This is a genomic window from Methyloceanibacter sp. wino2, assembly GCF_003071365.1.
In the GTDB taxonomy this organism is placed as follows: domain Bacteria; phylum Pseudomonadota; class Alphaproteobacteria; order Rhizobiales; family Methyloligellaceae; genus Methyloceanibacter.
The window spans coordinates 558,399-582,625 of sequence record NZ_CP028960.1 but is presented as its reverse complement, the minus strand read 5'-3'; the positions used below and the strand labels follow the sequence as shown (position 1 = coordinate 582,625).

The window sequence follows — 24,227 nt, the reverse complement described above, 5'->3', positions numbered from 1 at the left end:
CCTAAAAAATACGACTACGGGACGGAAACGGACGTGAGGAACGGGCGATCCAAGGCGCTTAATGGAGACGGCTGAGTTTGCCGCAAGACACAGAGACGCTGATGGCAGGGGAAGTTCCGACGGACTCTGCCGAGTATTACGCCAAATTTTTCAATGAGATGAAGGATTCCGAGGGCAATGTGCGGCCTGCCTATAAGCAGCTCGCCAAGTTCCTCGACGGCCTTTCGCTCGAATCCCTTGCGACCAAGCAAGAAGCCGCCGATGCGCTCTTCCGCAGGCTTGGCATCACCTTCGCCGTCTATACGGAAGGCGGTTCGACCGAGCGCCTGATTCCCTTCGATTTGATCCCGCGAATCCTGCACCACTCCGAATGGGAGCTGGTCGAGCGCGGTTGCCTTCAGCGGGTGAAGGCAATCAACATGTTCCTGTACGACATCTATCACAACCAGGAGATTCTGAAGGCCGAACTCATCCCGGCGGAGTTGGTGTTCAAGAACCCCGCCTACCGGCCCGAGATGATCGGTGTCGATCTTCCGAAGGATGTCTACGCGCACGTCGCCGGCGTCGATCTTGTCCGCACCGGCGAGCGCGACTTCTTCGTGCTCGAGGACAACGTCCGCACCCCGTCGGGCGTATCCTATCTTCTCGAGAACCGGGAAATCATGATGCGGCTGTTCCCGGATGCCTTTAACGGCCAAGCCGTGTCGCCGGTCGGCAACTATCCCGAGCGCTTGTTGGAGAATTTGCGCGCGGTTGCGCCGGGCGGGGCGGAGGACCCGGTCGTCGTGCTGCTGACGCCCGGCCGCTACAACAGCGCCTATTTCGAACATGTATTTCTGGCCGAGCAGATGGGCATCGATCTCGTCGAAGGCGTCGATCTGTTCGTGCGCGATGGCTATGTCTGGATGCGGACGACTGAGGGTCCGGTCCGCGTCGATGTTATCTATCGCCGTCTCGACGACGACTTCATGGACCCGCTCGCGTTCTATCCCGGATCGTTGCTCGCGGTTCCGGGCCTTCTGTCGGTGATCCGCGCAGGCCATGTTGCCCTCGCCAACGCGCTCGGAACGGGCGTGGCCGACGACAAGGCCATGTACACTTACGTGCCCCGCATGATCGAGTTCTATCTCGGCGAGCACGCGATTTTGAACAACGTCCAGACCTACATGCTGCGCGATCCCAAGCAGTGCCAGCACGTTCTCCAGAACATCGAGAACCTCGTTGTGAAAGAAGTCCAGGGCTCCGGCGGCTACGGCATGCTGATTGGGCCGGCCTCGACCAAGGCGGAGCAGGAGGCCTACAAGGCGCGCGTGCTGCAGGACCCGGCCAACTTCATCGCTCAGCCCACGCTCACGCTGTCCACCTCGCCGACCTTGTGCAACGGCAACATTGCGCCGCGTCACGTGGACTTGAGGCCGTTCGTGCTCTCGGGCAACGAGACATCCGTCATCCCGGGCGGGCTGACCCGCGTGGCGCTTCGCGAAAAGTCCCTAGTCGTCAATTCGAGCCAAGGCGGCGGGACGAAGGACACTTGGGTTTTGGAGCGTGGAGCATGCTGAGCCGGACCGCCGAGGATCTGTACTGGATGGCGCGCAACATGGAGCGCGCCGAGAACACCGCCCGCATGCTCGAGGTGAGTTTCCGGTTGGCCCTCCTGCCGACCTCGCTCGACCGCGAAGAGCAGTTCGAGCCGATCCTGACCATCGCGCCGGGCGACGATAATTTCCACGAGCGCTACGACGCGCTGACCCACGAGAACCTGGTGCGCTACGTCGCGCTGGATCCGGAGAACAACGGTTCAATCTACTCGCTCATTCGCAATGCACGCGAGAACGCGCGTGCCCGCAGGGCCTCGATCTCGAGCGAGGCGTGGGAGACCCTGAACGCGACCTGGCTGCAGATGCAGAGCTTCGACTACGACGAGGTCGAGCGCTGGGGCTTTCGGGATTTCTTCGACTGGGTCAAGGAACGGTCTCATCTCTTCCGGGGCGTGGTCTTCGGCACCATGCTCCACGACGACGGGTTCCGGTTCTTGCGCCTCGGCACCTTCATCGAGCGTGCCGACAACACGGCCCGCATCCTCGATGTGAAGTACCACGTCCTGCTGCCCGACACCGAACAGGTCGGCGGGTACGTGGACTACTATCAGTGGGCGGCGCTGCTGCGGTCGGTCGGCGCCTACCGCGCGTATCGGCGCATCTACCACGACACGATCTATCCCTGGCGCGTGGCCGAACTCCTGATCTTGCGCGAAGACATGCCGCGCTCCCTGCATCACTGCTACGCCATCGTACTGTCGACCTTGGACGAGCTGTCCAAGGAGAAGCCGCTGGAGTGCCGCCGGCTCGCGGGCCAGACCCATGCGCAACTTTGCTACGGGCAGATCCAGGCGGTGTTCCGCGAAGGGCTGCACGAATATCTGACCCGCTTCATCGAGGACAACCACGCCTTGGGGTCGCAGATCCAAGAGGACTTCCTGATGACCCCGATGGTGATGGCGGAGGCCGTCTAGCGCATGCTTATCCGCATCGAGCATTCCACGTCCTACGAGTACACGGAGCCGCTTCTGGCGACGACGCAGTACTTGCGCATGACACCGCTTTCCGGTCGCACCCAGGCGGTGGAGAACTGGGCCCTGATCTGTCCGGGCGCCACCACGACGCCCTGGCAGGACCAATACGGCAACGCATGCCATACGCTTACGGTGACCAAGCCCGTCGAGCGCCTCGACCTCCGGGTCAGCGGCCTTGTGCGGACGCGCGACACCAGCGGCGTCGTCGGCGTGGCGTCCCCGGAACTGCCTGTCATGCTGTATCTTCGCGAGACGCCGGCGACGGTGGCCGCGGAGCCGATTCGCGAGCTTGCGGTCGCGGCCCAGGGCAAGGACGAGCGCGACCGGATCGAGGTCCTGCACGACATCATGTTGGCCATCGCCAAGGCCGTCGCCTACAAGCCCGGCGAAACCCACGTCCACACGACGGGCGCCGAGGCTATGGAGCAGGGCAGCGGCGTATGTCAGGACCTTGCGCACATCTTCTGCGCGGCCGCCCGCTCGCTTGACATTCCGGCCCGCTACGTCAGCGGGTACATGACCCAAGGCATTGGCCACGACGCTCATGCGGCCAGTCATGCCTGGGCTGAGGCATTCGTTGACTCTCTCGGCTGGGTAGGGTTCGATCCCACCAATCGCGCTTGCCCAGATGAGTCGTACGTCCGGACCGCGATCGGTCTCGACTATTCCGAAGCAGGTCCCATGCGTGGCGTTCGGGCAGGCGGCGGTGACGAAGAGATGAGTGTCCGGGTTAGTTTTCCAAACCAGCAATAAAGCCGGGGACGGTGGGATCAGTGACGTATTGCGTCGGTATTCTGCTTGATGAAGGGGTGGTGCTCGCGTCCGATTCCCGCACCAATGCCGGCATCGATCGCGTTTCGACCTTCCGTAAGATGTTCACCTTCGAACGTCCGGGCGAACGGTTCTTCACACTGCTTACGGCTGGCAATCTGTCGCTGACGCAAGGCGTGATCAGCCTCATCGGTGAGTGGCTGGATTCCGACGATCCGGAGAAGGACCTCTACGCCGCCACCTCGATGTTCAACGCCGCGCGGATCATCGGCCGGGCCCTGCGCGAGGTGCACAAGGTCGATTCCGGGTATTTGCAGCAGCACGACATCGACTTTTCCGCCTCGTTCGTACTCGGCGGGCAGGTGCGGGGCGGCAAGCTTCGGCTGTTTCAGATCTATGACGCGGGCAACTTCATCGAGGCCATGGGCGACACGATCTATTTCCAGATCGGTGAGGTCAAATACGGCAAGCCTATCCTCGACCGGGTTCTGCGGCGGGAGACGACGTTGAAGGACGCCGCCAAGTGCGCCTTGATCTCCTTCGATTCGACCATGCGCTCGAACGTCTCGGTGGGGCCGCCCATCGATTTGATGATCTACCGGCGCGATACGCTGAGCCGTGCCTTCACCATCCGGCTCGAAGAAGACAACCCGTATCTGCAAGAGCTTCGCGAGGGCTGGGGGACGGCGCTCCTCAATGCCTTCCATACTGTCGGCCACGACCCCGGCTGGGTCCTGTGACCGCGGCGCGCGGCGACGGGGACTCGCCGGCGATTGACCTGGAGGACTTGCGGTGAGCCTGGAGGATGCCGGAGCCCTGATCCTCCGTCTTGCCGTCGGGGGCTTGTTCCTGATGGGAGCCTGGGGCTCGGTCAAGGACAGGGCCGCACGCAAGTTCACGACGGCCGAAACGGGGCTCGTCTTCAAACGCAATCCGACGTTCTTTGCCTATGCGGGCATCGCCATGATGGGGCTCGGCGGCTTGTCGATCGTTTTCGGCGTCTTCCCCAGGTTGGGGGCATTGGTGCTGACGGTCTTCCTGTTCGGCGGCGCGATGATCCACTTCGCCAAGAGAGCCCAACTCGAAAGCTACGAGAAAGAGATCGAGCCTGCGCTGACCGGTGACGGCACGCGGCCGGCGCTACAGGCGCTCCACGCGCTGACCGCGGCGGGCGTGATGGGTCATTTCACGGCGGGGCTGAAAAATTATGCCTTGGCGGGGGCCACGGCCTATCTCGTTCTTGCAGGCGGTCGCACCCCGATGATAATCGGCTTTGGTCCGGACGGGACTTTGCAGGGGATGTTGACCGGCTTCTAGCGCCGCGTTTGAGGAACACGGATTAGAGGAACGATGGCCGAATCCAAGCAGCCGGCGGATCACGAGGGGGGTGCTTCAGGCGGGGCGGGCGCACCCCAGACTCTCCTCAGCATCCTGCGCGCCGAGTCCGGTCTCATTGCGGGCATCGTGACCACTGCGCTGTTCTTCACCGTCGGTAAGGGGTGGCTCGGCTACCTGGACAGTCTGCCGTGGCTTGGCCTGATGTTCGTCTGGCTGTTCGGGGTCATGATTTGGTGCGCGTTCGGCGTCGTGCGCCATGCGGACGCCCTGGCCGAACTTTTGGGCGAGCCTTACGGCACGCTGATTCTGACCCTCTCGGTCATCAGTATCGAAGTCGCAATTCTCGCGACCGTCATGCTGGGCAAGACGCCCAACCCCACGCTGCCCCGCGAAACCATGTTCGCCATTCTCATGATCGTCCTCAACGGCATGGTCGGGACGGTGCTCGCGGTCGGCGGTCTGCGCTACGTGCAGCAGCAATACAATCTGCAAGGGGCGCTGGCTTATCTCGCGGTCATCACGCCGCTCGCCTTTCTGGCGCTGGTGATCCCGACCTTCACGGAATCGACATCGGGGCCGACACTGCAATGGCAGCAGGCGATCGTCATCGGCGCGATGACGGCGCTCCTCTACGCGGCGTTTCTCAGAATCCAAACGACGCGGCATCGGAAATTCTTCGTGCAGCCGAAGCTCACCGCGGGCAAGGGGGTAGGGCAAACCCCTGCCGTCACGCCGAGCGGCTCAGACACGGACATGGGTGACTCCGGCCATCACGGCCCGATCTATTCCGGTCCTGTCCACGCGGTGCTGCTGCTCGCGACGCTGCTGCCGGTCGTTCTCCTGTCGAAGCCGCTGGCGGCGCTTCTCGACCACGGTATCGCCCAGATCGGCTTGCCCAACGCCTTGGGCGGCGTCGTGATCGCCATGCTGATCCTTTCGCCCGAATGGACGGCCGCGCTTCAAGCGGCCATGCGCGATCAATTGCAGCGCGCCGTCAATCTCAGTCTCGGCAGCGCGCTCTCGACCATCGGACTGACCGTTCCCGTCATGCTGGCGATCAGTTTGTTCACCGGAACCCCCCTCAAGCTTGGCCTCAGCTCGGTCGACATCGTTCTGCTCTCGGTGACGCTGTTCGTCTGCCACATCACCTTTTCGGGCGCGCCCACCAACATTCTGCTGGGGTTCGTGCATCTGGTGTTGTTCGGCACCTATGTGCTCCTGATCTTCAAGCCCTAGCGCTCGCGTCGCGGCCCTCGGCCGGGTGCATTTTCTGCCAACTTGTGGGGAACAAAGCACGCATTCGCTTACTCATGGTTGTGGCCTTGGCGCTTCCGCACAGCGTGGTTGCCGGGCTTTTTGCAACGCTCCGTCTACGATGACTGACCAACAACCACAGGTGGAGTAGGCGCGTGACGGCGGACCGGCTAGGCGACGCGGCGGGTGAGGCTACCCGCCGCGCCCTGGCCATCGGGTCGTGTGTCCTGCTCGCTGTCGCCGCAGGTGCCGTGTTCTCAGCCGGTGTCGCCAAGGCCGATGAGGCAGCGCCGCGGCGCGAAGTCTTCGGCGGCGTCGAGACCGCCAACAACTACACGAGCATCTATGCTGGCGGCGGCTATGCCTTTGGCGAGGGGTTTGACGCGCCGGGCTGGCGGCTTCGGGCCGTCGGGGCCTGGGGCCCCTACGATTATGACGGTGCGCTGTTCGACGGTGCCGCCTATCGCCGGACCACGTTTGACGGTGAGGTCGCGTTTCTCTCCGTGCAGGCCGGGTATGAGTTCCATCGCGGCCGCACAATCGTGCGTACCTACGCGGGCATCGAAGCCGTCGACCAATCCATCACCCCGTTCGATCCGAACAACTCGGTCCAAGGAACGGAACTCGGTCTCAGGCTCACGCTCGAGACCTGGACGGACATCTCCGATCGCTGGTTCCTCTCCGCGGACGGCGCCTATGGCACGGCCTTCCAGGAGTACTGGCAGCTCACTCGTATCGGCTGCCGCATGGGACCGATCTTCGCGGTCGGACTCGAGGGCGGTGTGCTCGGCAATCAGGAATACGACGCGGGGCGCGGTGGCGCTTTCGTTCGCGGCAAGTTCGAGGCTTTCGAGGCCACCGTGTCGGGCGGTTTTACGGGCGACTATCTCCTAAGCGACCCGAGCGGTTATCTCGCGGTTGGCCTCTATCGCAAGTTCTAGAGAGATCATTGCCGCGCAGCCGAAGCGCCGCTGAAAGAGGGAGGCGGCACCACCGCCATCGAAGGCTGTCTGCTTCTGCCGGCGGGCAAAGTGCACTGCCGGCCCCGCCCCGGCAGTGCTTTGAAACGCGAACCGCCCCGGCGGACGGCCCTTCGGATGGTGCGTTCTGTGTAGAGAGTGTCCAGGAGGGGACTCGACTCGAAGACAATTGCGCTTCGACAACGAAGACCCGAAGACTCGCTCCATCGGAAAGAATGACACGAAGCTCGCTGGCAGCGCAATTGGACGTCGCGCTTATACCCGTACTTTCTTACGTGCTGTGGATGCGCGCTTGCGCTTCATCGCCCGCGTCTCAAGGAGCGCTCGCTGCGGGGGCATTCGCCCCATTGCTCTTGGGTTGCTCGGGGCTTGCGGTCTTTGGTGCGCGCAAGCTCGCAGCCCATGCGGCGAAGCGCTTGTTTAAGGCATCGCCGTTCTCCGCCCACCAGAGTTCGTCGAACCGAAGTGCTTTCCGGGAGTTCTCCGGCGCCGTCGGGAGAAACCGCTGCATGTCGACGCCGATGGCAGGATGCTTGCCGACTTGCGCGAGGGCCGATGTCCGCATGGGACCATAGGACGTGAGCCTTGCCTGGGCGGCCAGTTGGGCGGGCTCGGTTGCGAAACGGATGAAGCGCATGGCCTCGTCCTTGTTCGGCGCGCTCTTGGGAATGGCCCAGGCGTCAAGGTCGTAGATCTGTCCGTCCCACAGGATCTCGAGATTGCGGTCGACAACCGCGGCCCGGAAGATCCGGCCGCTATAGCCGGCAGCCATTGCGGCCCGGCCTGTTATGACCCACGCCATCGGTTCCTCGGGCTTGCTCCACAGAAGGACGTTGCCTTTGATCTTATCGAGAGCGGCAAAGGCCCTGTCAGCGCCTTCGGGCGTTGCAAGCTCCTGGTAGATGCTGCCTGGCGCGACGCCGTCCGCCAGCAGGACCAACTCGAGAGTGCGCGGGGCGTTGTCGGGGAGGGCGCGTTTGCCGGGGAACCGGCCCGTATCGAGCAGCGCGTCGATCGTTGTCGGCGGGCCGCCCTGGAACGCCTTCCGGTTGGCGACGATCGCCATGGCCCAGGCGACGGAGGCGACGCCGCATTTCGATATGGCCCCCGGCAGGAAATCGTCCGCCGTATCGCCATCGGTCTTCAGCGACTCCGGATCGAGAGGCTCCAAGAGACCTTCGTTGCAGAGGGTCTTAAGGGCGCCGGCCGAGACATCGACGACGTCTACCGGTGTCTTGCCGTCCTTAATCAGTGATCTGACGTTTTCAACGTTGCCGCCATAGATCTCCGTGGCGATGGCTGTGCCGGTCTTCCTCGCATACGGCTCCAAGAGCGCGATCTGCTGGGCGCGGCCATAGGCGCCGCCCCAGGTCGCGATGTTCAACGTCTGTTGCGACCATGCCGCCGACGGAACGCTCCAAGCCAAGACGAACGCGAGCGCCGCGGCAACGCGGGCCCGGGGCAAGCCGTTCGAAACGCGGGGGGTGGCGGAGTGGTGCAACACAAGCAATGACCGTCGGTTGTCGTCGTCTTCGTTATAGGCAGCCATTCAAGGCGTGCGCTACTGCTTCTCCGTGTCCTGTTCCGGTACGGCGACCTCTGGATCCGCCGCCGGCGCGCGCGCCATCTCCGGAGCCGTGAGCGAACCGTTGATCGTGATGCCTGGCTCGGTCCCGGAAACGGGGTCGTCGGCATCAGGAGAAGCCTCAGAATCCGCCATTCGCAGGTCCCAATCAAGGGTCTGACGCGCGATGTCCAGGCCTCCCGCACCCGAGACGGGTTGGCCGCCGGTGGTCATGTGAAAGCTCTGGCACCACAAATGCCCGGCCGAAAGGCTGCAGTCCGCTTTGAGCTCTGAAAACGGGGTGGCCGCCCCCTCGCTCCATCCCGTGGCCTCGGCGTCCGGCTTGGACAGCAGCGTCGTCAGATCGATCGGCAGCGTTCCGTCTTTGGCCGTCACCGCGACGGTGCCTGCAAGGCCGCGAATGAGTTCCTCGTGCGAGGTGCCTCCCGTCGACACGTCGGCGTTCACCGTGCCCGAGCCCGTGATCGGCACGCCGAGGCCGAGTGATTGCCGGCATGAATCGATCGCGACGTCAGCGAGACTGCCCGCCAACGCCGCTTCCACGCGCGACGAGGAGAGATCGAGATCGAACCGGCCTTCGGCCTGGCCGCCGCAAATCTCCAACGAGCCGATCTCGCTGGAGATGACCCCGTTCTTGGCGTTGATGGTAAGGCCGCCGCCGCCGAGCTGTAGAGCGCCGGCCGATAGGCGGCCTGTCGATACGCGCAGGTCCGCATCAAGATGCTTCAGCAGCACCCAGTCGAACAGGGGAGCGTTCGCCCGTGAAGCCGAGGCGCCGGAAAGATACGGGTCGAGCGATAGGGTTTCGAAGTCGAGCGTACCGTCGATGCGCGGGCGTGGTCCAGCAGTAAGCGCCAATAAGCCCACGGCCTCGTTCCCATCGAAATCAAAGGTGCCGTCGTCGAAAGTCAGGGTTGGTCCGAGCCAATGCACGCGACCGGTGGCGCTCGCATCCTTCAGGCTCTCGCCCTCCGGCAAGACGACCCCGACCCAAGCCAGGAAGCGGCGGATGTCGGGCAAATTCGCCTCCAGACGGCCTTCGCCGCCGAGTTCGTCGCCCAGCTGCATCGTCCCCGCAAACCGGGCCGTCAGAGGCGCGGAGGTGACTTTCAGCGTGAGCGGCGAGCTTTGTCCGTCTTCGGTTTCCCTCGTTCTGCCCCGGTCCATCGAGAAGGTGACTTGCTCGCCGTTGAAGACGAACGAGCCCACGGCTTCCAACGCGCCGGATTGTCCGCGCGTGTTCAGCCGGAGATCGAGCTTGCGAAGGAGCGGCTGGCCCGTCGCCGGCTCGACCACGCCTCGATGGATGCGCACGCTTTCGAGGGGCGCGCCCGCCATAAAGGCCGTGAGCTTCCCAAGCACCGCTTTCGCCGTTCGCGCATCCTCCCCGGGTTTGAGCGTGAGTGTCGGGCCGTCCAGCCGCAGCGCACTGAACGAGACATTGCCTAGGAGGAGATCGGGCAGCGACAAGGTGAGGCGGAATTTGGGAGCGGTCACGGCTTGGACGCTCGGCAGTTTCTCGGCGCCCGACAAGGAGAAGGCACCCTCGATCGAGGGCGGCAGGTAGCGCACGCTCAGGGGCTCAGGAAGTCTTACGGTTCCACCGGTCCAGTCCGAAAGGGAGGCTTCGACACGGTCCCGGAGGTCTGCCGGGGGTCCCGCAGGCCGCAGGAGCAGAACCAAGACGCCTACGGCGATGACCGCGAGAAGTACGGCAAGAAGCCATTTCCAAATAGATTGGCGCGGCCTCATCCCGACCCTTCCACATACCCGGCTGCATGGGTTCTGCCCGCGCGGATCGGCTGTCCGTGAACGAGCGGCGGACAGTGCACCCCGACAGGTGCCGACGACCCAAGCTAGGCGAACCCAAGGGGTTCATTCTCTTGGGTTATCAGGAAATTGGCAACGCCAATTCCTCCTTCGTACCCGGCGTTTGAGCCCGCGAGGCCGACGTACCGGGCCGGCTCTTGGCAATAATCCCGTGGAGAAACAGTACCGGCACCAAGCTCACCAGGACGATGGTCAGAGCCGACAGACCAGCCTCCTCGTAGCGATAGAGCGAGGCCAGGGTAAAGACCTGTGTCGCGAGCGTATCGAAGTTGAAGGGACGCAGCAGCAACGTGGCCGGGAGCTCCTTCATGGAGTCCACGAATACGAGCAGCGCGGCCGCGCCAAGAGTGGGGCGGAGGAGAGGAAGATGGACGCGCCAGAGCATCTGGGTCACCGATGCCCCCAAGGTCCGGCCGGCCGCATCGATATTGCGCGTGATCTTGCTGAGCCCCGCTTCCACGGAGCCGAGCGAGGCGGCCAGAAAGCGGATGGTGTAGGCGACGACGATGGCGAAGGCGGAACCCGAGAGGATCAGCCCCGTGGACACGCCGAACAGAGAGCGGGCCGCGTCGTCGATCGTGTTGTCGAGACCGGCGAGCGGGATCAGGATGCCGATGGCAAGAACGGTCCCCGGGACCGCATAGCTCACGGCGGGCACGAAGCTCGCAATATGCACAAGCTTCGACTGGGTCTGACGCCGCCCATAGGCGAGGACGACGGCGAAGATCACGCCGAGTATGGCAGCTGCAAGGGAAAGCGTGAGACTGTGCATGGCCGCGCGCCAGAAGTCCTCGGTCAGTCCGGACGCAAGGTGAACGATGGCGTCGCCCGCCAGTACGTAAGTGGGCAGGATGAAGCCGATCAGGATGGGCAGGGCGCAGGCCAGCGTCGCGAAGCCCGCCTTCCATCCTGTGAGCTGCGACTCAGGCAAATCCCGGTACTTGCCGGTCGTATGATGAAACCGCTTGCCGGCGCGCAGCGCGCGCTCCAGTCCCAGCACCGCCAGCACGAAGAGCAGCATCACGCAGGAAATCTGGGCGGCGCCCGCGAGGCTGCCGCGATCGAGCCACGTGTCGTAGACGGTCACGGTGAGCGTCCGCACCCCGAAGAACTCGACGGCGCCGATATCGTTCAGCGTTTCCATGAGCGCCAACGCCGTTCCAGCGGCAAGGGCAGGGCGGGCGAGTGGCAAGGCAATTTGCCAGAATGTTTCGGCGGCGCTGCGGCCCAGCGTGCGGCTCGCCTCGATCACGCAGATCGACTGGGCAACGAAGCTGGCGCGCGCGGTGATGTAGACGTAAGGGTAGAGGACCGCCCCCATGACGAAGATCGCGCCTGTCAGGGTCCGAATATCCGGGAACCAGTAGTCCCGGGCGCTCTGCCAGCCGAACAGGTTTCGCAGCACCGTCTGCACCTCTCCGGAGTAGTCGAAAAGCTCGATGTAGCAAAAAGCGATAATGTAGGTGGGCATCGCCAGGGGCAGCAGCAGCAGCCACTGGAACAGCCCCCGGCCTGGAAAGCGGTACATCGTGACGAGCCACGCGGTCCCGGTTCCCGTGACGAGAGCGATGGCCGCGACCCCCGCCATGAGGATCAGCGTGCGCCGCACGGCGCCCGGCAGGACGTTCTCGATGAGATGGGGCCAGGTGTCGCCGCTCGACTGCAACGCCATGATGGCGATCGCGAACAGCGGCGCCGCCGCGAGCAAAGAGAGGATCAGGGCGCCTGCGGACCAGGAAAAGTTGCCCTTCTCAAACAGCCTTGCGAACCGGCGCCTCAAGGACGCCGGCCGAACCTGCGCGACCTGCCCTGAAGGCAGATCAGCGCGGGACAGAGAGCGAGCCTCCATGCGCACGGGCCTCGGAGGCGACCAGCGCGGCCACGATCTCCTGGTTGAGGCGGTAATCGGCTTCATCGAGCGCGTCGGCGAAGGCGTTGGCGGCATCGATGACCGGGTCAACCGTGTCCGATCCCGTCAGGGCGAGTGCGCAGGCCTGCATGGCCGGGCAGCGATGATGCTGCGAGGCGGCGATCAGGGACATGGCCATGCACTCGTCGGCGCAGAAGCGCCGGCTGTCGAGCGCGTTGTACTCGATCGGGCGGGAGGCCGCAGCCCGCGTGGCGCGCACCCAACAGGCAAGTTCGGTAACGGCGCGCTTCGCGCGTGCCGGACCGAGAACCCGATTGAAGGTGTTCCAGCCGTTTTCCCAGCAGGTGATGTCGCCTGTGTCATACCCTGCGAGCCAGCAGCGGAAGCCGACGCCTACGAGCCATTCGGGCCCGGAGAAGGCGTGGACTTCGCCACGTGTTTCGTGATGGTTGGTGAATCGTGGTTGAAAGCTCATTACCGCCCCCTTATGAGCTCGGCCCGTCGTCGAAGCCGACTTTATCGATCATCTCACTTGCCGCCTTACGCAGTGCGGCGATCTCGTTCAGCGATATTGGATCCGCCTTGAATGTTCCCCAGGACTGGACAAGGTCCGACCACGGAACACCGTCCTTGGTCGGGTATTCGTGGTTCACTTCCGCGTACATGTTCTGACCCGTATCCGAGGCCAGAAATTCGATGAGCTTGAGCGCGTTGTCCTTGTTCGGCGCGTTCTTCGCCAAGACGACGCCGGAGACGTTGACGTGCGTGCCACGGCCGTCCGTGTTCGGGAACAGCATCTTCACGGACTCGGCCCACTCCTTCTGCTCGGGATGGTCCTCGTCGGTCAGCATCTTGCCCATGTAGTAGGTGTTGCCGATCGCCAGATCGCATTCGCCCGCGTAGACGCCCTTCACCTGAAGACGGTCGTTGCCTGCAGGCTTGCGGGCGAGATTGGATTTGACGCCGCGCAGCCAGGTCTCGGTCTCCTCGGGCCCAAGATGCGCGATCATCGAAGCGACAAGCGCGACGTTGTAGGGGTGCTGGCCGGAGCGGATGCAGATCCTGCCGCGCCATTTTGGGTCGGCGAGTTCTTCGTAGGTGATGCTGTCCTGATCGACCCGGTCCTTGGAGGCGTAGACCACGCGGGCGCGCCGCGTCAGTCCGATCCATTCGTCGTCGGTGCCGCGGTAGGACGCAGGGATCGACTCATCGATCGCCGCCGACGTCACGGGTTGCGAAATGCCCGATGTAACCGCCTGGCTGAGATTGCCGATGTCGGTCGTCAGCAACAGGTCGGCCGGGCTGTTGCGCCCCTCGGCCTGGATGCGTTCGATCAGGCCTTTGGACGCGAAGATGACGTTGGTCTTGATACCGGTCTCGGCGCTGAACTCTTCGAGCAGCGGTTCGATCAGATAGGGTTGCCGGTAAGAATAGATGTTCACTTCGCCGGGCGCTTCGGCGCGGGCCGGGATGTGAGAAACGGAAGTAGCGAGAAGTGCCGCAGCCGTGGCCGCGCACGCAAATGTCCAGCGCATTCAATCCTCCAATGGCCAGGGTTCAAGGCCCTGGTATCGGACAGTGGTACCTCTCCCCGGAACACGCCGGGGACACATAATATTCGCTTAAAGCTGCCGGACTGGCGGGTGTCAATAAGATTATGTAAATGAAACGGAACTTAGAAGCCTTCTAAACCAAAGATTGGATTTAGAAGAATTCAAATAAATAAGTATTCGCAAGAAGAGACCTCCATACTTAACAGTCTGTTCTTGCAACGTGAACGCGTCTTCTCGGCGCCGGAGAGCAAATTTGCCGTATGGCCGTGGTTCTGGAAGCGGGGCCGCGTCGCTTCGCCGCTAGCGCCGGAACAGGCGTTCCTTCGGGAAAATCACATCGGCGGAGGTGCCGACGCCAGGTTCGCTCGTGAGTTCGAGCCGGGCGCGAATCGCATCGGTCAACGCCTTGGTCAGCGGAAGACCGAGCCCCGTTCCGGATTGGTGCCGGGGCGAGGTGTCCAGTTGGTGGAAGGGCTGCATGGCATAGGCGATGTCGTTCTCGCTCATGCCGACGCCGCTGTCGCGAACACGCAAGCGCAGTTCGTTGCCGACCATCGTACCGGAGACGATGACCTGCCCGCCCTCGCGCGTGAACTTGATGGCGTTGGTGAGGAGGTTCAGGAGGACCTGCCGCAGGCGCCTTGGGTCGGCCAGCACCAGAGGCAGGTCGTCTGCGAAGGATGTGCGCAGCACGATCCGGGTCCGCTTGGCGAGCGGCTGTAGGCTTGCGACGCACGCTTCCACGACCTCGGCGACGTCGACGGAGGTGAAGTCGAGTTCGAACTTTCCGGCCTCGATCTTCGAAATGTCGAGCAGGTCGTTCAGTAGGCTGAGCGCATAGAGCCCGCTCTGATGAATGTCTTCCGCGTAGCCCTTGTAGCGAGTGTTGCCGATCGGGCCGAAGCGCTCATGCAGCATCAGCTCGGCGAAGCCGATGATCGAATTGAGCGGGGTTCGCACCTCGTGGCTGACCTTGGCGAGGAAATCGAGCTGCCGTGCCGCGGCTTCCCGGGTCCGCTCGCGCAACGCGGCGGCCACGGCAGCGGCTGTCTCCGCCTCGTCGCTCCGGTCCTTCGTAACGGTCGTGCTTGGCGCCGGCTGCGGTGGCGCTAGCTCTGGTGCGCTCTCGGTAGGCGCGGGCTCGGCAATTGCGGGCGCCACTGCCACGGCCACCGGCTCCTCTGGCTCGGTTGGGGCTTCTGTCTCAGCCGTCTGGCTGGCGGGAGTAGTGACCGCACTGGCGGCTGTATCGGCCTCGGGTGCGGGCGGTTCGGGCTCGAGATCCGACGGGTCGACCAGACGCAGGAGCTGCACCTGCCCGCCTTGGTCGAGCGGGCTCAGCAAAAAGGTCACGCTCAGGCGCCGCCGCGACCGGGAGACGGCCGCGATGCCGCCGATCGGCTCGCGCGGCGGATGTCCACGCAACTCGGCCAGGCCGCCGGGCAGGATCGCGTCGAGGCCCCCCGCTTCGATCAGCTCGGCCGGTGAGCGATAGCCGAACGCATAGGCGAAGGCACTGTTGAGGGAGTTGAGGGCATCGCCCTTGAGAATGCCGATCGCGGCCGGCATCGCCTCGATCAGGGCTTCGACGCCGGCGGGGTCGAGTTGAGGCGTGCTCAGCTGCTCGTCCGCGCTGCCGTCTGTCGCTGCGGGCGCGGCAAGACTGCCATTGGCCGTCTCGCCATTGACGTTCGCGGGCTCACCGACCGAAGCGGGGCCGGACAACACACGGCCCTCGAGAGCGCGCGCGATATGCTCAAGCGCTTCCCGGTCGTCCTGTCCTATCCGATTTTGCAGCCTGAGGTCGGTCATGATCCGCCCCGGTGAGACCCTTCCTGAGCACGTCTTACGCACATTTGATGTGCATCTCTGCCCAGCCAAATGGTGCCTGTCTAGCGGCGTCAGATCGACTCGACCACCAAACCTAGCCCAATTGGATTCGATCCATAGGCCGAAAGCAAGATTTTCATCCAGCACCGATAAATAGAGCCTTTTTTGACGGCTCTGTCACTTGAATCAGCGCGGCGCACAAAATATAGTGCAGTGCAACAAAAGCGGCGGCTGAGAGTTTAATCCGCGTTCGTTCCAAGACCTGGCGAATTGAGGAAAACAACGGAGAGGTGCCCCCGATGGCCGAGACTTCAGAACTGCCCCAGACGCCCATGGAAACCATGGAGAAAATGACGGAGTCGTTCGAGACTGCCGCCAAGGAATTCGACGCCCTGAAATTCGATGCCGAGGTGCCCGAGAGCGTGCGCTCGATGGCGGAGAACACCGTCAATCAGACCCGCGAGGCCTACGAGCGTGGCAAGGAAGCGCTGGACGAATCGATCGACGCGCTGGAGCGCTCCTTCGATGCGGCGGGCCAGGGCGCCACGGCTTTCAATCGCAAGCTGATCGATATCGCGCAGCGTAATTTGAACTCGGGTTTTGACTACGCCAAGAGCCTGGCCGGCGCCAAGACCCTTGCCGAGCTCGTGGAGCTGCAGTCGTCCTACATCCGCAACCAGTTCGAGGTGTTCGCGGGCCAGGCGACGGAGATCCAGGAGCTGACGAAGAAGATTGCGACCGACACGTCCGGTCCGCTCAAGGATCAGATGACCAAGTCTTTCGAGACGGTGCGCAAGGCCTCTTAAGCCAGGCGCCGCCGCCTCGCGTGGCCAAGTATGTGTAGCGTAGCCGAGTATCGCGTCGTGTAACCGAGTTGAAGCGTAACGAAGGTGCAAAAAGTCGCCTGTAACAGCGTTTGTCAGTAGCGTATTGCGTTATCACTCTTGAGGCTCGGGTCTTATCCCGGGCCTTTTATTTTCAGTTTGTTTTCTGCGGCTCTTGATTTTCCGCGCCCGTCGTGAAATCTGCGCCTCCGGCGTGTTGCGGGGGCGATCGGACGGCTTGCTTGCAAGCGCAAAGGGCTGCCCTTAGGGTCCGGTCGAGGTGCCCGCCAGGCAACCGGTCCGAGGCGCTTTTTCGACGACGTTCCCGGACGCACGGCCGTCCGGCTCTCGAATGCCCTCGGGCAAGAGCAGGAGCCGTCAGGCAGATGTGCCGCTGTAGCTCAGTTGGTTAGAGCGCTTGATTGTGGATCAAGAGGTCACTGGTTCGAATCCAGTCAGCGGTACCATTCTTTGCGTTGCTCGCCACTCAGCCTTTGGATCGCGTCTCGAGATAGATTTCGAGGTTGTAGTGCCCGAACACGTAACTGGCTTCGCGCGCCAATTCGGCGGCAATATCCTCAGGGTCGCTGCCCCCATCAATGTACCGCTTGATGAGCGCGTTGAGCTCCCTTGCGAACTCCTTTGAGTCTGCCATCCGACGATCCTCCCGTTGGATTGTCCTTCAAGGATGTTCTCTTGCTGAGATCGACACAAGCCTCAAGGCGGACTGCTCAGGACCCCGGAACGTTGGCGTCGGTTCCGGCGATTGCGCACTGGGGTGCGTCCCGGCCACACCTTCGTGAGGCACGAAAAAACCAGCCGGGTGCGCGGATTGCGCCCTTGACAGGGGCCGGGCTGCTCGCCAAGTCATCCTGATACGTCAGATGTCGGACGCCAGAGTGCGCGCGTTTTTTTCGCAGTGCCCGCGTCGCTGAAAAAATCCGGTATTTCCGGGAAAAACCGGACAATTTTCCGGATTTGAGGGTTTTCGGGCGGAAATCGCCGCCCGCCCAAGGTGCATGCTTAATTGACGATTAAGGATGCGCCCGTTAATCGCTTCTGGTCCGTCTGGAGGGTTGGGCGGAACCAGAGACAACCGAAGAGGCTTTAGCCCTAGACAGGCCTGACCACAGGCACAGCTAGAGCCGCCGATCGGCGAGGCGCTTTTGAGCGCTTCCCGCCACGATACTGGCGCCGTTTTCGCCCGCGCGCCCCGGAGTGACATGCATGGCCACCAAGACCGCCCAAGCCGAAGATCAAGAGACCGAGACTCAGTCCCAGGACGGACCTGTTCTCGACATGTCCGACGCCGCCGTCAAGAAGCTTATTAAGACGGCGAAGCAGCGCGGCTTCGTCACCTATGACGAACTCAACGAGGTGCTTCCGTCCGAGGAAGTCTCGTCCGAGCAAATCGAGGACACGATGTCCATGCTCTCGGATATGGGCATCAATGTGATCGACAGCGAAGAGGCGGAAGAAGGAGAGAACGCGGACGGAGAGGGCGGCAAGGCCGTCGTCGCGCAGTCGGCCGTGGCCAAGCCCGAGACCACCACGCGCGAGCCGGCCGAGCGCACGGACGATCCGGTGCGCATGTATCTGCGCGAGATGGGCTCGGTGGAGCTTCTGTCCCGCGAGGGCGAGATCGCCATCGCCAAGCGCATCGAGGCCGGCCGCGAAGCCATGATCGCCGGGCTGTGCGAAAGCCCGCTCACCTTCCAGGCCATCATCATCTGGCGCGACGAGCTGAACGAAGGCAAGATTCTGCTCCGCGACATTATCGATCTCGAAGCCACCTATCAGGGCCCTGACGCCAAGCAGGTGCCCTCGCAGCCGCTGCCGGGCGAGGAGCCCGAGGAGGGCGAGGACAAGGCCAACGGCGCCGCCAAGGCCGAAGGCAAGGACGACGAGGAATCCGAGGAAGAGGGCGCCGAGGGCGAGTCCGAGGAAGATGACGACGACGACATGGAGAACTCGCTTTCGCTCGCCGCCATGGAGGCCGAGCTGAAGCCGCAGGTTCTCGAGACCTTCGACCTCGTCGCCAGCAACTACAAGAAGCTCCGTAAGCTGCAGGATCAGCAGGTCGAGAAGGCGCTCAAGAACGAGGACCTCTCCACTAGCCAGCATCGCCGCTACAAGCAGCTCAAGGACGAGATCGTCACCGAGGTGAAATCCCTCCAGCTCAATGCGAACCGCATCGAGACCCTGGTGGAGACCCTCTACCTCATCAACAAGAAGCTGATGGGCTACGAGGGCCGGCTGCTCCGCCTTGCCGAAGGCTATGGCGTGAAGCGCGAGGACTTCATCGGCGAATATCAGGGCAACGAGCTCGACCCCAACTGGCTGCGCCGCGTGGGCCGCCTGAAGAAGAAGGGCTGGGCCGACTTCATCCACGACGAGCGCGGGCTCGTGAAGGAGCTGCGCGGCGAGATCCACCAGCTGGCCACCGAGACCGGCCTGCAGATCGCCGAGTTCCGCCGCATCGTCTCCATTGTGCAGAAGGGCGAGCGCGAAGCGCGCCAGGCCAAGAAGGAGATGGTCGAGGCGAACCTGCGTCTCGTGATCTCCATCGCCAAGAAGTACACCAACCGCGGCCTGCAGTTCCTGGACCTGATCCAGGAAGGCAATATCGGCCTGATGAAGGCCGTCGATAAGTTCGAATACCGCCGCGGCTACAAGTTCTCGACCTATGCCACGTGGTGGATCCGCCAGGCGATCACCCGCTCGATCGCGGACCAGGCACGCACCATCCGCATCCCCGTGCATATGATCGAGACCATCAATAAGATCGTGCGCACCTCGCGCCAGATGCTCCACGAGATCGGCCGCGAGCCGACGCCGGAGGAGTTGGCCGAGAAGCTCGCCATGCCGCTCGAGAAGGTCCGCAAGGTCCTGAAGATCGCCAAGGAGCCCATCAGCCTCGAGACGCCGATCGGCGACGAGGAAGACAGCTATCTCGGCGACTTCATCGAGGACAAGAACGCGGTGCTCCCGATCGACGCGGCCATCCAGTCGAACCTGCGTGAGACCACCACGCGCGTGCTGGCCTCGCTCACGCCGCGCGAAGAGCGCGTGCTTCGGATGAGGTTCGGCATCGGCATGAACACGGACCACACGCTCGAAGAGGTCGGCCAGCAGTTCTCGGTCACCCGCGAACGCATCCGCCAGATCGAGGCCAAGGCCCTGCGCAAGCTGAAGCACCCGAGCCGCTCGCGGAAGCTGCGGAGCTTCCTGGACAACTAGGCACTTCGTGCCTTTTATAGATTGCAGTAATGCCCGGCCTCGCGCCGGGCATTTTACTTGGGCGCCCCGCGCTCAAGTAGGCCAGAGCCCTGAAGTGGCGCGAATCGCGTGTGCGCAGTAAGTTCGTGCTCAAGTAGCGCGCTAGCGCGATAGCACACGAAACATGCGCTCAAGCAGCCGCTAGGCGATAGGGCAAGCAAACTCGCCCTCAAGTAGCCGCTAGGCGATAGGGCAGGGAAAATGACCGGTCTGGAGATCATCAACGCGATGCCGGTCTGGCTGCTCGCGAGCCTCGTCATCGGCGCGAGCGTAGCTTTCAGCGTGGGGCTGCAGCTCGCGGTCCGCTGGACGTTCGGCGTCAAGGTCATCGCCACCAATCACGAGGTCGCCGGCTTCAAATATGCCGTGGTCGGCGTCGCCTATTCGGTGCTGCTGGCCTTCGTCGTGGTGGGCGTGTGGCAGGAGTTCGAGGACACCAAGCACGCCGTCGATGCGGAGGCCGAGCGCTTCTACAATCTCTACCGCAACAGCTACAACTATCCGGAAGCGGACGGCGCGAAGATCCGCAGTGCGCTGATGGTCTATGCGGTCGCCGTGCGCGACGACGACTGGCCGCAGATGGAGATCGGCCGCCACGGCAGCAAAGCGGCGTCCGAGGCCTATGCGAAGCTGAGCTACACGCTGGGGCAGATCCAGTCGAACGATCTCGCCCTGATGCCGACCATCCTGCACGGCATCGACCTGTTGCAGCAGACGGCGGACTTGCGGCTGGAGCGGCTCTCGGACGTGGGCGGCCACATGACCCCGGTCATCTGGGGCGTGCTCGTCCTCGGGGGCGTCATCACGCTCGCCTATCCCGCCTTCTTCGCCACGCAGAAAGTGGGCCCGCAAGTGCTGATGACGGCGGGCCTCGCCATGATCGTCGGCGCGACCTTCTTCCTCGCCATCCACCTGAACTTCCCGTTCTCAGGCCCGGTCCACATCACCCCGGACCCGATCGACGCGGTCATCCAGCGCATGAAGACCGAAGGGCCGGTCGGGGCGGAGTAGGGGGCTTGGCGCCGGGGTCTGAAAGCCTTGCCGATACTAAGGCCCGCGACAGGACAAGATCGAGTTACCGACAGGCGCTGGAGAAATCAACGGGTGCATTGAACAGGTTTTCGCGTTTGTATTTTTCCCTCCTAAGAATTTGCCGCATTGGTGAGGTCATGTACACGATGCGCTTCAATTCTGCATCGGAGCACTTCGAGTAGCGCTCTGCAACGGAACGCACGACATTCCGCAGTCCGTCTCTTAAGCTGTCGTCCTCGATTTCCGGAAATAACCTTGTATGTGGAATGCTGACAAACAGCCGATCTTGCTCGGTTGATATGTGCAACTCGGGAATGGCCTTTTTTATCCTTCGAATGTTTAGCTCGGCGACATACGGCCCATCTTTCTGACGCAGTATGAAGCATGTTGTCATACGTTTGCCCGCGTGCCTGCAATGCTCGTACTCGACCATGTAAAATAGCTTATGTAAGCCAAAGTAGCTCACAGTGCCGCACGCTCCGAGCAATTGTCGGACGATCGCCGATACAGGGGGCGATGCAGGCCTAGCCGTTGTAGTGGCACGTTTAGGCGACCTCAAACGCCGCAAGGACTCCGCAACGAACCTATAGTCAGCGAGCTGATTCAAGAAGCTTCTGTGGATCAGGGCGCGTTGGCCTGGGTGATAGAGTGGGATCAACTGTCGCCCATACCAGTGCCATTTCTGCCGCACGCCTTCTGCCAAGGCGACGCTGTGGTCCTCGACGAGTCTCAGAGCCTGCAGAGCTTGTCGGCCGAGAGTCACGACAATCTTGGGATCAACTAGGTCTATCTGACGCTTGAGAAACCTAGAGCAGTTGACGACCTCACCACGGCTCGGTGTTGCGTTGTTTCCCTTCGTATCCCTTGGGTTGCACAGCACAGCATTTGTGATGAAGCAATCGTATCGACTGAGGCCGGCTTGTTCGATTAGGTTCTCGAAGTTTTCTCCCGCCTGGTCACCGTGAAATGGTATCGCGGATGCATCGGCTCCGAGGCGCCCAGGTGCCTCGCCGATGAACATCACGGGCGCACTCACGTAGCCGCTCGAATGACCGAAAATTCGACTGCTGTTCTGCATCCGGTCGCATTGGCGACAGATACGCACCTGCTCAATCAGGTCACTTAGAGTCTGAGGTTCTGGCGCTCTCATATATTGGCTAGCGTCCGCGCATCTTGTTGGCTGGAGACATAAGCATGCATCGAGTGGCAGACCAACCTACCCGTCTGCTTTCCAGTTTCCGAGCAAATGAACCTTTGCAGGTCCGCCAAACCAACAAAGTTGCCCAGCGCCTTATCGATGAAGTCATGGTTTCGATAGACCGCCGCCAAGTCCACCGTGCCGTTTGCATGCCAAAGCAACTCAATGAATTGCAGACACGGTCCACCACGCGTGCGTGGAGGATCTAATGTTGGTGCTGAAAGATGAAACACTAACCCCGTCCGCGAACTCCGCGTCCACGTTCTCATCTTCTCTATCGCGACTTCTAGTTGGTTCGCAGTGCCATGAAATGCCAACAGCCTTTCAAAGTACGTTTCCCCCCAATTTGAAAACATCAGATGCCGACGCCTCAGCCGGTCCAAAAATGTGACTGCACGGTCATAGAAGTCTTGTCTGTCAGCGGATGGTGGGTAGAAGCGATAGGGGCATATTGTGGATGAAACGCCAGCGACAGAATCCTTTCCAGACGGGACTTGTCGACCGTCATAGATGTGAAGGTTAGGTGTTTGTGACCCACTTGGATTGGTGATCTCAGTTACGAGGTGAAACGCCTCGCCGCGCGACCCGACAATCTCTCGAACACCTAACTTCCATGCTTCCAACTCATCCGTAGATGTAATCAGAGTTGGCATGCGCGGAGCTACCGTTCCTTGTTGTCCTTGGCTTGACTTGTTTGACCAGGCGCCAAAGCGCCATCGTTCGGGGAACTCCAGTCCTGCCACGCACCGCGGATTGTCGGTGTAACGACAACGCCAATCAAAATGGCAAATATTGCCATCGCAGCCCATTTAATTATTGCGTTCTGCAGCTCAATGGTTCCGATCCGCTTGTCATAGTCCTTTTTCAAGTCGCCAATTTTTGCGTTCAGACCCTCAAATGACATTACAGGGCCGCTGATCTTGGATACCAAGTCCGTGTTGATGGAATTAAAGCCATCTTTGTCTCGTATCATCTTGGTATTTGGATCGTCGAGGCTCGCTAGCCACATCAAAAAACATTCATCTCCACGCCTAAGGTGAATAGGCCTAGGACCGGCGTTGAACACAGCAAAGATGAGGCGACCAGAGTAGCCAGGATCAACGTGAAAACCAGAGACGTTCACAAGCCCGCGAAACTTGATGCGAGTCTTTATCGAGATGAATCCTATGGCACCTTGAGGGATCTTGATGTGTTCCTCGGTGAGTAGGAATGCAAATTGTCCAGGGGGGATCGTAAAGGCGCCGGCACGTCCGATTTGCTGGATAGTTATTTTTTTTGGATCCTGTTCCGCCTCAGATGGAGAAACATAGGCCTCTGAACCCATGCGAAGGGTGTATGCGGCGCAATCGACCCTGTCGGGATCGTAGCCCTCTGTGACTATGGAAGGGAGCTCCCGTAACAAGGTCTCCCCACTCCAAAATGGCATCGGGCCTCCCTTCGTTGAATTAGTTGTCGAGGTAGAAGCAACGAGCCTTCAGCTCTTTCCTTCTATCCGTCGCAGCTGAGACCAAATCAAGGGAGCGCTCGTCGGCAGCGTCTACAATCCAATGCATCACATCAACGTTGGCCCTTCGTGCGAGGGCGACGAACTCTTCGAGGTGATCAATCTTTTCGCAAGCATCCGCAAATCGACCAACAGCATCCGCTAAGGTCCGAAGAGGATCAACTTGCCTTCTGCTTCGCTGTGGGCTCCTCTCTCCGTCGCCGAGTCTCTGGTGGAGGGTGTTCGCTGCGCTGAGGCTAATGAGGAATGCATCCACAAGTGTTCGTTCGATCGGCTTGGACTCTTCTGCTTCCCTTGCCAATCGCCCCACATACTTCGCGAAATGGAGACCGTAGTGTTTGAGACGCTCCGTCTTGTGCAGTGATGTGATATCTGAGTGGTGCCGCACATCATGAGCGTACTGGTCCTTCTGGAGCTGTAAGAAGTCCTCATCTGAAAACATGGTGGCCTTTTCCGACTGAGATCGCGCAGGTAGAGCATACGAATCACTGCTAATTTTAGCGCCAGAAACGCTTGGGAAAGCCCATTCAACACATTCGTCCCCAGAACATATAGAGAACATAATTGTCAGATTCAAGACGATGTATTCCTTCTTTCTCGGCGCTACCGGCCGCCGACCTAGTTAATCACCCCTTATCCCCACCCCCCGAAACCGGCCGTACACTGCCTCCATCCCTCGTTCGTGAGGACGCGAGCTGCAGACCGTCTGCTCTCGGGGCGGGGGATGCAGCGCCCGAGGTGGCGCGGTACGGATGGTGTCGAAGTCTCAGTGGAGGCCGGTGCCGGAAAACCGCGTCGCGGCTAACG

Annotated in this window: 20 protein-coding genes and 1 tRNA gene; 11 read left to right on the top strand and 10 right to left on the bottom strand. The window is 61.9% G+C overall.

Annotation, left to right across the window (positions count from 1 at the left end):
• Positions 1 to 101 precede the first annotated feature (101 nt).
• From DCY11_RS02670 to bcsS, 7 genes are all read left to right on the top strand, one after another.
• Positions 102 to 1,559 carry a circularly permuted type 2 ATP-grasp protein gene (locus DCY11_RS02670; RefSeq protein ID WP_108681143.1) on the top strand — a complete coding sequence of 486 codons (1,458 nt, stop codon included), beginning with the start codon at positions 102 to 104 and terminating at the stop codon, positions 1,557 to 1,559.
• Complete coding sequence (locus DCY11_RS02665; RefSeq protein WP_108681142.1) at positions 1,553 to 2,512, top strand: alpha-E domain-containing protein; 960 nt, start codon at positions 1,553 to 1,555, stop codon at positions 2,510 to 2,512. Before DCY11_RS02670 ends, DCY11_RS02665 begins: the two co-directional genes overlap by 7 nt.
• A 3-nt stretch (positions 2,513 to 2,515) precedes the next feature.
• A complete protein-coding gene (locus DCY11_RS02660; protein WP_108681141.1) occupies positions 2,516 to 3,325 on the top strand; it encodes a transglutaminase family protein in 810 nt (269 codons plus the stop codon).
• 11 nt (positions 3,326 to 3,336) lie between these two features.
• Positions 3,337 to 4,083: a proteasome-type protease gene (locus DCY11_RS02655; RefSeq protein WP_305791482.1), complete on the top strand. Its 747-nt coding sequence runs from the start codon at positions 3,337 to 3,339 to the stop codon at positions 4,081 to 4,083.
• Positions 4,084 to 4,135: 52 nt separating this feature from the next.
• The gene (locus DCY11_RS02650; RefSeq protein ID WP_108681139.1) at positions 4,136 to 4,660 is read left to right on the top strand and encodes a DoxX family protein; all 525 of its coding nucleotides are present in this window, start codon (positions 4,136 to 4,138) and stop codon (positions 4,658 to 4,660) included.
• Between the two features lie 33 nt (positions 4,661 to 4,693).
• Positions 4,694 to 5,917 (top strand): calcium:proton antiporter, encoded by a 1,224-nt coding sequence (locus DCY11_RS02645; protein ID WP_108681138.1) that lies wholly within the window; start codon positions 4,694 to 4,696, stop codon positions 5,915 to 5,917.
• 173 nt (positions 5,918 to 6,090) lie between these two features.
• Complete coding sequence (gene bcsS, locus DCY11_RS02640) at positions 6,091 to 6,876, top strand: cellulose biosynthesis protein BcsS (protein ID WP_159079749.1); 786 nt, start codon at positions 6,091 to 6,093, stop codon at positions 6,874 to 6,876.
• Positions 6,877 to 7,228: 352 nt separating this feature from the next.
• Here the strand turns inward: bcsS and DCY11_RS02635 are convergent, their stop codons facing one another.
• From DCY11_RS02635 to DCY11_RS02615, 6 genes are all read right to left on the bottom strand, one after another.
• Positions 7,229 to 8,464, bottom strand: a complete 1,236-nt coding sequence (locus tag DCY11_RS02635; protein ID WP_108681136.1) for an extracellular solute-binding protein — start codon at positions 8,462 to 8,464, stop codon at positions 7,229 to 7,231.
• A gap of 12 nt (positions 8,465 to 8,476) precedes the next feature.
• On the bottom strand, positions 8,477 to 10,252 hold the full coding sequence (locus DCY11_RS02630; RefSeq protein ID WP_108681135.1) for an AsmA family protein: 1,776 nt from the start codon (positions 10,250 to 10,252) through the stop codon (positions 8,477 to 8,479).
• A 139-nt stretch (positions 10,253 to 10,391) separates the two neighbouring features.
• Positions 10,392 to 12,179 (bottom strand): iron ABC transporter permease, encoded by a 1,788-nt coding sequence (locus DCY11_RS02625; protein ID WP_159079748.1) that lies wholly within the window; start codon positions 12,177 to 12,179, stop codon positions 10,392 to 10,394.
• A complete protein-coding gene (locus DCY11_RS15395) occupies positions 12,151 to 12,675 on the bottom strand; it encodes a hypothetical protein (protein ID WP_069444478.1) in 525 nt (174 codons plus the stop codon). The genes DCY11_RS02625 and DCY11_RS15395 overlap by 29 nt, the downstream gene beginning before the upstream one ends.
• Before the next feature lie 10 nt (positions 12,676 to 12,685).
• Positions 12,686 to 13,735: a Fe(3+) ABC transporter substrate-binding protein gene (locus DCY11_RS02620; RefSeq protein ID WP_108681133.1), complete on the bottom strand. Its 1,050-nt coding sequence runs from the start codon at positions 13,733 to 13,735 to the stop codon at positions 12,686 to 12,688.
• Between the two features lie 318 nt (positions 13,736 to 14,053).
• On the bottom strand, positions 14,054 to 15,565 hold the full coding sequence (locus DCY11_RS02615) for a HAMP domain-containing sensor histidine kinase (protein WP_108681132.1): 1,512 nt from the start codon (positions 15,563 to 15,565) through the stop codon (positions 14,054 to 14,056).
• Positions 15,566 to 15,882: 317 nt separating this feature from the next.
• Here DCY11_RS02615 and DCY11_RS02610 point away from each other — a divergent pair, with 317 nt between their 5' ends.
• Both DCY11_RS02610 and DCY11_RS02605 read left to right on the top strand, forming a co-directional pair.
• Positions 15,883 to 16,389, top strand: a complete 507-nt coding sequence (locus DCY11_RS02610; protein ID WP_108681131.1) for a phasin — start codon at positions 15,883 to 15,885, stop codon at positions 16,387 to 16,389.
• Between the two features lie 408 nt (positions 16,390 to 16,797).
• Positions 16,798 to 16,874, top strand: a tRNA-His gene (locus DCY11_RS02605).
• Between the two features lie 20 nt (positions 16,875 to 16,894).
• On the opposite strand, the gene DCY11_RS15390 is transcribed toward DCY11_RS02605, so the two are convergent.
• Positions 16,895 to 17,062, bottom strand: a complete 168-nt coding sequence (locus tag DCY11_RS15390; protein ID WP_159079747.1) for a hypothetical protein — start codon at positions 17,060 to 17,062, stop codon at positions 16,895 to 16,897.
• Between the two features lie 572 nt (positions 17,063 to 17,634).
• Here DCY11_RS15390 and rpoD point away from each other — a divergent pair.
• Both rpoD and DCY11_RS02595 read left to right on the top strand, forming a co-directional pair.
• Entirely contained in the window at positions 17,635 to 19,647 is a 2,013-nt protein-coding gene (gene rpoD / locus DCY11_RS02600; RefSeq protein ID WP_108681130.1) for an RNA polymerase sigma factor RpoD, read from the top strand.
• A 240-nt stretch (positions 19,648 to 19,887) separates the two neighbouring features.
• The gene (locus DCY11_RS02595; RefSeq protein ID WP_108681129.1) at positions 19,888 to 20,697 is read left to right on the top strand and encodes a DUF4239 domain-containing protein; all 810 of its coding nucleotides are present in this window, start codon (positions 19,888 to 19,890) and stop codon (positions 20,695 to 20,697) included.
• A 64-nt stretch (positions 20,698 to 20,761) separates the two neighbouring features.
• Here DCY11_RS02595 and DCY11_RS02590 read toward each other — a convergent pair whose 3' ends face one another.
• The 3 genes from DCY11_RS02590 to DCY11_RS02575 all read right to left on the bottom strand — a co-directional run bounded on the left by DCY11_RS02590 (position 20,762) and on the right by DCY11_RS02575 (position 23,862).
• Positions 20,762 to 21,754: a uracil-DNA glycosylase gene (locus DCY11_RS02590; RefSeq protein WP_208430497.1), complete on the bottom strand. Its 993-nt coding sequence runs from the start codon at positions 21,752 to 21,754 to the stop codon at positions 20,762 to 20,764.
• Positions 21,755 to 22,577: 823 nt separating this feature from the next.
• Positions 22,578 to 23,342, bottom strand: coding sequence for a deoxycytidine triphosphate deaminase (locus DCY11_RS02580; protein WP_108681126.1), 765 nt, complete (start codon positions 23,340 to 23,342; stop codon positions 22,578 to 22,580).
• Between the two features lie 19 nt (positions 23,343 to 23,361).
• Complete coding sequence (locus DCY11_RS02575) at positions 23,362 to 23,862, bottom strand: hypothetical protein (protein ID WP_108681125.1); 501 nt, start codon at positions 23,860 to 23,862, stop codon at positions 23,362 to 23,364.
• Positions 23,863 to 24,227 lie beyond the last annotated feature (365 nt).

Bases quoted from the DNA above. Each gene is read 5' to 3' on its own strand.
- DCY11_RS02615 (WP_108681132.1), bottom strand. From the start codon at position 15,565: ATGACCGACCTCAGGCTGCAAAATCGGATAGGACAGGACGACCGGGAA.
- DCY11_RS15395 (WP_069444478.1), bottom strand. From the start codon at position 12,675: ATGAGCTTTCAACCACGATTCACCAACCATCACGAAACACGTGGCGAA.
- DCY11_RS02630 (WP_108681135.1), bottom strand. From the start codon at position 10,252: ATGAGGCCGCGCCAATCTATTTGGAAATGGCTTCTTGCCGTACTTCTC.
- DCY11_RS02645 (WP_108681138.1), top strand. From the start codon at position 4,694: ATGGCCGAATCCAAGCAGCCGGCGGATCACGAGGGGGGTGCTTCAGGC.
- DCY11_RS02635 (WP_108681136.1), bottom strand. From the start codon at position 8,464: ATGGCTGCCTATAACGAAGACGACGACAACCGACGGTCATTGCTTGTG.
- rpoD (WP_108681130.1), top strand. From the start codon at position 17,635: ATGGCCACCAAGACCGCCCAAGCCGAAGATCAAGAGACCGAGACTCAG.
- DCY11_RS02665 (WP_108681142.1), top strand. From the start codon at position 1,553: ATGCTGAGCCGGACCGCCGAGGATCTGTACTGGATGGCGCGCAACATG.
- DCY11_RS02670 (WP_108681143.1), top strand. From the start codon at position 102: ATGGCAGGGGAAGTTCCGACGGACTCTGCCGAGTATTACGCCAAATTT.
- DCY11_RS02625 (WP_159079748.1), bottom strand. From the start codon at position 12,179: ATGGAGGCTCGCTCTCTGTCCCGCGCTGATCTGCCTTCAGGGCAGGTC.
- DCY11_RS02595 (WP_108681129.1), top strand. From the start codon at position 19,888: ATGACCGGTCTGGAGATCATCAACGCGATGCCGGTCTGGCTGCTCGCG.
- DCY11_RS15390 (WP_159079747.1), bottom strand. From the start codon at position 17,062: ATGGCAGACTCAAAGGAGTTCGCAAGGGAGCTCAACGCGCTCATCAAG.
- DCY11_RS02620 (WP_108681133.1), bottom strand. From the start codon at position 13,735: ATGCGCTGGACATTTGCGTGCGCGGCCACGGCTGCGGCACTTCTCGCT.
- DCY11_RS02610 (WP_108681131.1), top strand. From the start codon at position 15,883: ATGGCCGAGACTTCAGAACTGCCCCAGACGCCCATGGAAACCATGGAG.
- DCY11_RS02580 (WP_108681126.1), bottom strand. From the start codon at position 23,342: ATGCCATTTTGGAGTGGGGAGACCTTGTTACGGGAGCTCCCTTCCATA.
- DCY11_RS02660 (WP_108681141.1), top strand. From the start codon at position 2,516: ATGCTTATCCGCATCGAGCATTCCACGTCCTACGAGTACACGGAGCCG.
- DCY11_RS02575 (WP_108681125.1), bottom strand. From the start codon at position 23,862: ATGTTTTCAGATGAGGACTTCTTACAGCTCCAGAAGGACCAGTACGCT.